This is a genomic window from Anoxybacillus sp. UARK-01, assembly GCF_002075365.1.
GTDB classification, from domain to species: Bacteria; Bacillota; Bacilli; order Bacillales; family Anoxybacillaceae; genus Anoxybacteroides; species Anoxybacteroides rupiense.
In genome coordinates, this window is sequence record NZ_NASY01000057.1 from 54,898 (window position 1) to 61,439 (window position 6,542).

At 40.3% G+C, this 6,542-nt stretch carries 10 protein-coding genes; 7 read left to right on the forward strand and 3 right to left on the reverse strand.

Features of this window, described 5'->3' with window-relative positions:
- Positions 1-11: 11 nt before the first annotated feature.
- Positions 12-206, reverse strand: coding sequence for a hypothetical protein (locus tag B6A27_RS17975; RefSeq protein ID WP_044746695.1), 195 nt, complete (start codon positions 204-206; stop codon positions 12-14).
- 166 nt (positions 207-372) lie between these two features.
- On the opposite strand from B6A27_RS17975, the gene B6A27_RS17980 reads away from it, so the two are divergent.
- The gene (locus B6A27_RS17980) at positions 373-843 is read left to right on the forward strand and encodes a hypothetical protein (protein WP_080862857.1); all 471 of its coding nucleotides are present in this window, start codon (positions 373-375) and stop codon (positions 841-843) included.
- A gap of 44 nt (positions 844-887) precedes the next feature.
- On the opposite strand, the gene B6A27_RS18910 is transcribed toward B6A27_RS17980, so the two are convergent.
- Positions 888-1,028 (reverse strand): hypothetical protein, encoded by a 141-nt coding sequence (locus B6A27_RS18910; protein WP_172798643.1) that lies wholly within the window; start codon positions 1,026-1,028, stop codon positions 888-890.
- A gap of 167 nt (positions 1,029-1,195) precedes the next feature.
- On the opposite strand from B6A27_RS18910, the gene B6A27_RS17985 reads away from it, so the two are divergent.
- Entirely contained in the window at positions 1,196-1,441 is a 246-nt protein-coding gene (locus B6A27_RS17985) for a YueH family protein (RefSeq protein ID WP_066146982.1), read from the forward strand.
- A 96-nt stretch (positions 1,442-1,537) separates the two neighbouring features.
- Positions 1,538-2,815, forward strand: coding sequence for an ATP-binding protein (locus tag B6A27_RS17990; protein WP_139788170.1), 1,278 nt, complete (start codon positions 1,538-1,540; stop codon positions 2,813-2,815).
- A gap of 164 nt (positions 2,816-2,979) precedes the next feature.
- Here B6A27_RS17990 and B6A27_RS17995 read toward each other — a convergent pair whose 3' ends face one another.
- Entirely contained in the window at positions 2,980-3,615 is a 636-nt protein-coding gene (locus B6A27_RS17995) for a nitroreductase family protein (protein WP_066146986.1), read from the reverse strand.
- A gap of 564 nt (positions 3,616-4,179) precedes the next feature.
- Here B6A27_RS17995 and B6A27_RS18000 point away from each other — a divergent pair.
- The 4 genes from B6A27_RS18000 to B6A27_RS18015 all read left to right on the forward strand — a co-directional run.
- Complete coding sequence (locus tag B6A27_RS18000) at positions 4,180-4,443, forward strand: DUF1659 domain-containing protein (protein WP_044746692.1); 264 nt, start codon at positions 4,180-4,182, stop codon at positions 4,441-4,443.
- Positions 4,412-4,630, forward strand: coding sequence for a DUF2922 domain-containing protein (locus B6A27_RS18005; RefSeq protein WP_044746691.1), 219 nt, complete (start codon positions 4,412-4,414; stop codon positions 4,628-4,630). Before B6A27_RS18000 ends, B6A27_RS18005 begins: the two co-directional genes overlap by 32 nt.
- Before the next feature lie 174 nt (positions 4,631-4,804).
- Positions 4,805-4,957: a YvrJ family protein gene (locus tag B6A27_RS18010; RefSeq protein ID WP_139788173.1), complete on the forward strand. Its 153-nt coding sequence runs from the start codon at positions 4,805-4,807 to the stop codon at positions 4,955-4,957.
- A 136-nt stretch (positions 4,958-5,093) separates the two neighbouring features.
- Positions 5,094-6,542, forward strand: a 1,449-nt coding sequence (locus B6A27_RS18015) for a PAS domain S-box protein (protein ID WP_161491059.1), incomplete at its 3' end; no start/stop codon positions are given.

The following is a 6,542-nucleotide window of genomic DNA, read 5'->3' on the forward strand; positions in this document are numbered from 1 at the left end:
CCGGAGGGCGATTAACTACGCGGATGTTCTAGGTAATGGTAGATAACGTCTCCACCATGCTGGGCAATGCCGCGGAAATGCTTAAAATCGCTGCGATTGACAAGGATTTTGCGAAATAGTAAAAAGTCCTCTTTTTTGACAAGCAGCTCGGAAATGTTTCGATCTCGCAAATCATCCAGCAATTTTGCTGCAAGCTTTTCGTCCATACCTCCACCTCCGAAGGATATTGTAACGCAGCTGGAGAGGTTTTGGTAGGGTAAATACCCATTTTCCTTTCAGGCAAACACCCTTTACTTGTTCATTCATACAATATGATGGGTATGTATCATAGAACGTACCCATACTAAATGAATAAAAGGAAGGAAGAGAGAAATGAGTAATTGGAACCCATATGCGAATTATTCTGGTTTTTATGATAATGATTATGATGTCGAGGATGCATTTCGTCATGATAATAACGCGCCAGCTTTTCCGATGATGCCAACCAATAACGCGCCGGCTTTGCCAACGATGCCTCCAACACAAGTAATGCCTGTATCCCAAATGCCGATGCCAGTCGAACATGCATACATTCCTTCATGCGGTTGTCAACCAATGCCGACATGGTGCGGAACAGATCAATGGATGGGAGGATCTTATCCATTTGTTAATCCTGGACATGTCGAAGTGGGATCAGTCGTATCTCCGAATGCGGCGCCAATACCTAATATGCAGCCAATGCCAGGCATGCAAAGTGCGCCGATGATGGGAATGCCGTATCCGATGGGGGGAACGACCGGACCAATGGGTGGCTTTCCTTCAAGTTCAGGCTGCTGCGGAGCACCATACTATCCATATCGATAAAGCAAAAAAAGACCGCTGCACAATTGTGGCGGTCTTTTAACTATTTATCGTGTGTTCATGGATTCGATGATTCCACTGATTAAGCTAATATCGTTTGTTACTAAATAAGCAGGAAGCAAGGCGAGAATAAATAGCACCGTAATATAAGACATAAGTGCATTTTTGATAATTTTACTAATTGCCATTCAGATCACTTCCTTATTGCTTTTTTCTATTTTCACATTTTTAATAGTATTAGTCAACTATTTCTGAAAATTCTATATATTTCGTGTTCGGCAATTTTATATTTGAACGTTTGGAAACATTTTGATAAAATAAAAATATCATCAACAGCTGTTGAAGAGGTGGCAGCGTGAAAATAAGGAAGGCCAATATACTAAATGAACGGGAAACGACCAATGTTTACATTTATGAAAATAAAAAAGAAGAGCACATTGTTGTTGCGATTCCTCATATGGAATGGTCGTTTTTGATTCGCTATGAAGAGGAAACAGAATTGTTGCGAAGTAAACTGCTTTCATCGCTTTCGAAGAAAGTGGAGGGAGCACAAGCAGAACCATTAGTGGACAAGCTTTTATATTGGGTCCGTGAAATGTAAATAATACAGTTGTACCGCAGAACCAGACAGGGCGGTGGAGCTTCATAGCTTCGCCGCTTTTACGTTATGATTATAAGTTAGGGGTTCGATGCAAAAGTGTTTACAAAGCAAAAAGCCGTGGTTATTTATTTAATATTTAGTATCGTTTGGATTATTGTAACGGACTTGTTCATGCAGCTTCTTCGTTTCGATCACTCCATGCAAATGATCGTGAATATTGGAAAAGGCGGGCTTTTCGTCGTTTTATCTGCCGTATTTCTTCATCAAATGATTAAAAAGGCCGAACAATTGAAGAAAACAGTAGAAGAAGAGCAGCAATTGTCGACATTGATTAATTCGATGCCTGACTTTGTTTGCTTTAAAGACAGTAAGGGCCGCTGGCTGCGTGTGAATGATTTTGGAAGAAAATTATATAATTTAGAAAATGTGGATTATATAGGAAAAACAGATCTTGATCTTGGCGAAATGGTGCCATTTTTTAAAGAAACGTTTCGATATTGTGCGCAGACGGATGAAGAAACATGGAAAAAGGGAATGATGACGAGGACGGAAGAGTCGTTCATGACCACAAATGGGGAATTTAAGACTTTTGATGTCATTAAAGTGCCGCTCTTTCACGAAAATGGAGAACGGAAAGGGTTACTGACGATCGGGCGTGATATTACACAGCAAAAATTAGCAGAAACGTTATTGCTGAAAAAAGAAAAGCTATCGGTTGTTGGCGAATTGGCGGCGGGAATCGCCCATGAAATTCGCAATCCGCTCACTTCTATCAAAGGGTTTATGCAGATGATGAAAGAGGCGAAGAAAACGAATGAATGGTATATAGAAATTGTACTTAATGAACTTGAGAGAATCGATCAAATTGTAAGCGAGTTGCTTGTGCTTGCAAAGCCGCAAAGCCACTGCTATAAGCCCTTTTTGCTGAGCGACGCGACCGGTTACGTTATTCATTTAATTAGCCATGAAGCGGTGTTAAACAATGTGGATATTTCCATCGAAAATACAGCACCGCATGCACAAATTCACGGTGATAAAAACCAAATGATTCAAGTTTTAATTAATATTGTGAAAAATGCAATTGAAGCAATGCCTCAAGGAGGAAGGCTGCGTTTGCATATACAGGAAGAAGGCGAGAATGTACACGTCACCATTGCTGATACGGGTGTGGGCATTGCGAAAGATCGTCTGAAAAAAATCGGCGAACCATTTTTTACATTAAAGGAAAAAGGAATGGGACTTGGCTTGACAACAAGCATGAAAATCGTTCAAGAGCACAAAGGAACGCTGCGAATCGAGAGCGAACTTGGAAAAGGAACGACGGTCCATTTGCTGTTGCCCTTATACCAAGAGAAAAAAGAGGCTGATCGTTAACGATCAGCCTCTTAGATTGTGGGTAGATGCTCCCATTCTTCGTTACGACCTTGCTCCGTTGAAAACAGTCTGAGTTAAGAAAGTTTGTTTAATCTTTTTCAGAGGCCATTTTTTGATCTTTAAACAATATTTATCAAATGAAAGGTTCTAACCCAGCTGCTGTTTTATTTTTCAATCCAAGTTGTTGTTACATCAACTGGAAGACGAGTGGAGCGGTGAGCTGGGGCTGTGCTTTTTCCAATCGTAACCAGCATTACTGGAATATAGCGCTCGGGAACTTGAAATTCCTTCATGAATTTTTCAGCATCAAAGCCGCCAATTGGACAAGTGCTCCATCCTTTTGCAGTCGCAACAAGCATAAGCTGCATAGCCGCAAGCGAAGCATTTGTGAAAGCAGCATCCCGTGCATATTGTTTATTTTCATAAGCACCAGCAATCTGTTTTGCTAGCGTTTCTTTGATTTCCTTCGTCATATGTCCAGCTTCGACTAATGGATCGTATACGCTGTCAGTATTGCGATTGGCTTCAAGATCCCCAAGTACAGCAATAACGGCAGAAGCATCGACAATTTGCTGCTGATTATAAGCGATAGGCAGAAGGCGTTTCTGAGCCTCTTCACCATGAAAGACTAAAAAATGCCATTGTTGTAAATTCCACGCGGATGGTGCTTTACCTGTTAGTTCAAGAATTTCTTTTAGTTCCTCTTTGCTGATAGGGAAGCTTGGATCATATTTGCGGACGGATTGCCGCTCATTTATTACGGTCAAAAAATCTTTCGTTGTTGATGTTTGCGTTGCCATTGGTATACCCTCCTACATCTGATTGTTAAAAAAAGAAATTAACTAACTTTTGGTAAGTAATATAAACAATCCTATCATAAAATTACTATTTGTATTTGTCAAATATTTTAATATCATCCATTGATGAGTCTTCCCTTTCTTAACGGAGTGGAAGTGGGAGAGTCTTATTCGAATATATGCCCCCTAAAATGCATATAATTTTCGCTTTTTACATAAATCCAACTTGATTTTTCAACATGATCCAAAGCGTCCCCATACTAATAAGCGGAATGTCAATCTATCTAATGGATTTTTACGTAGTAAGAACACAAGTATTGATGATCCATTATTTTACTAAAAATATGGAATGATTGAGCTAGGAATCAAACAATGTCCATTGGTTTTTATTGGATAATAAACACGTCTGTGGTAAGAATTTAGTGGAATTCATGTAGAGGTTTGAATTTATAGCTGCTCGGAAAGAAGCGCCTCTTTTTTTAGATGGCCGAAAACAAAAAATGCATGTTCCACCTATCCTTTTTTCTCGTTGATGCGATAGTAGAGATGAAAGGAGGTGAACGGGGGATGGCACAATCCATCATTCAGCAGTCGCAGCTGCGTTTAGTATTTGAAGCGGGTGTTGATGAAGCAGGCAAACCTATTTATAGACGGAGACAATTAAACAATATAAAAGTAACAGCATCTCCAGAGCAGCTTCTTGCTGTTTCTCAAGCACTTGCTTCTTTGCAAAGCGATCCGCTTGTTCAGGTCGAGCGCAGCGATCTGCATTTGATTACAAATGAAGGAGGGATGAGAGATGGAAAAGTCGTTGGAGCTACAATTTATTAACCAGCAAGGGAATGTGTTCCGGATTGTGATTGACCGTCCTATTGAGCCGGTCAATGCGCAGCACATATCTTCTGTTATGGATACGATTATCGCGGCCAATATTTTCACTTCAAGTGGAGGGGACCTTGTGGGGAAAAAGGGTGCGAGATTGCTGCAGCGCAATGAAGAGGAGATAGCGTTACCATAATCGGATAGGCAAGTCCGTCCAATGTTGATCAACACTTTCATACCGTATCACTTGCCTCTCTACCCAATATTCTCAAGATCATTTGAGGAGAAAAACATGCGAAATGGCCGGCCGGCTTATAAAGCGACCGGCCTATTATTTAAACATGGTTCCATATCAAATGGAGAGATTCATGTGGATGCGTATATGTCCCTTATTTCCGACGTTGGCTTTCCTGTCGTTGTCACTCTTTATCTGCTTCATCGAATCGAGGCTAAATTGGATGGTGTTATTGAATCCATTCAACGTTTATCTGAACAGCTAGCTGCTGACTGGCGTGCTGAATAATGTAAAACAAAAACCTGATCCTCGCATAGGGGGACCAGGTTTTTGTTTTGGCTCATATTAAAACAGGCGATTTTTTGCCGAAATATAATAATGAGAGGGGATTGCAGCGTGAGATTAACATAAAGGAATGGAGAAGATGAAACATAATCAATTTGTTGAAAAGCTATTAGCGGATGAACAGTTGTGGTTTACTGTAATGGATCAGCTGTTTGATATTGTCTTTCTGATGAAAGTAGAAGAAGGTCCTCGATTTCGCTATGTTCATGTAAGTCCTAAAGCGCTTCATTTAGCCAGTTTGGCCGAAGAAGATATGGGAAAATGCATCGACGATATTTATCCAAAGTCGGTTGCTGATCATCTAAATTCTCGATATCGTAAAGTAGTTGAAACAAAGGGTGTTGTGACTTACCGCGATCGGATGAATGTCACGAATGAGAAACGCACGGCCGAATCAACACTGATTCCAATTGTTGATGAAACGGGTGCGGTGTCCTATATACTTTCATTGACGCGGGATGTCACAGAGCTGATGCGTAAAGAGGAGCAATATGACGAAATTTATCAGCTTTTTCATTCATTGTTTACACATTCTCACGATGCATTTATTATGTTCGATTTAAGCGGGCGCATTTTACGCGTCAATCGCGAATTGGAGCAATTAGTAGGCTGGAAGCAGGATGAGCTTCTGGAAAAAGATATTGCACAGTTTTTACCAGAATACCGATTGGAACTAGAAAAAAGCTTACGACAGCTTCAAGCAGGGAAAAGTTTAACTTCTCTTCCATTATCGCTTGCGAATAAAAACGGAAAGAAAGTATATGTATCAGTAAATGTTACGCCGCTTTTTGGCAAAAACGGCGACGTGATAGCTGGTTTATCCATTATTAAGAACGTGACGGACTTAGTCGAAGTTCAGGAGCAGCTAAGGAGAAGCGAGGAGCTATATCGTAAAGTGGTAGAATTCCTGCCTGATACGGTCATGATTCAAGTCAACGGGATTATCACTTATATGAATCCCGCTGGATTAAAAATGGTAAACGCCAAACAGGTCAGCGAGGTAAAAGGGAAAAAAATAAACGATTTTCTTAAAAAGGCAGATAGCGATAGAGACGAATGGATCATGACCTCCTTGAATGGAGAAGAAAAAGTCGTGAAAGTGAACGAAATGACGATTCCATATTATCGGAAGAAGGCGCGATTTCTTGTGATCCACGACTTATCAGAGCAAAAAAGCAAAGAAAAAGAAATTGCATTTATGGTGCAATATGATTCACTTACAGGATTAGCCAATCGGAATTATTTAAGTGAAAAGCTAAAGGAGTTTATGCTCGCTTATAAAAATGTGGCGGTTTTATTGATTGATATTCACCGCTTTAAATTCATTAACGATTTTCTTGGATATTTAAACGGGGATGAATTGTTGCGGAAGGTTGCCAATCGCTTGAAGGAATTTGAATCTGAACGGACGTTTTTAGCAAGAATTAGTGAAGACGAGTTCGTGGTTGCCTTTGTTTATGATCAAAAGGATGAATTGAGACAGCTGCTTGACAAGCTTGACGCCTGCTTACAGGCTGTCTTCTTATAC

Excerpts from the sequence above, each read along its gene's own strand:
- B6A27_RS17975 (WP_044746695.1), bottom strand. The coding sequence starts at position 206 with ATGGACGAAAAGCTTGCAGCAAAATTGCTGGATGATTTGCGAGATCGA.
- B6A27_RS17980 (WP_080862857.1), top strand. The coding sequence starts at position 373 with ATGAGTAATTGGAACCCATATGCGAATTATTCTGGTTTTTATGATAAT.
- B6A27_RS18910 (WP_172798643.1), bottom strand. The coding sequence starts at position 1,028 with ATGGCAATTAGTAAAATTATCAAAAATGCACTTATGTCTTATATTACG.
- B6A27_RS17995 (WP_066146986.1), bottom strand. The coding sequence starts at position 3,615 with ATGGCAACGCAAACATCAACAACGAAAGATTTTTTGACCGTAATAAAT.
- B6A27_RS18000 (WP_044746692.1), top strand. The coding sequence starts at position 4,180 with ATGGCACAATCCATCATTCAGCAGTCGCAGCTGCGTTTAGTATTTGAA.
- B6A27_RS18005 (WP_044746691.1), top strand. The coding sequence starts at position 4,412 with ATGGAAAAGTCGTTGGAGCTACAATTTATTAACCAGCAAGGGAATGTG.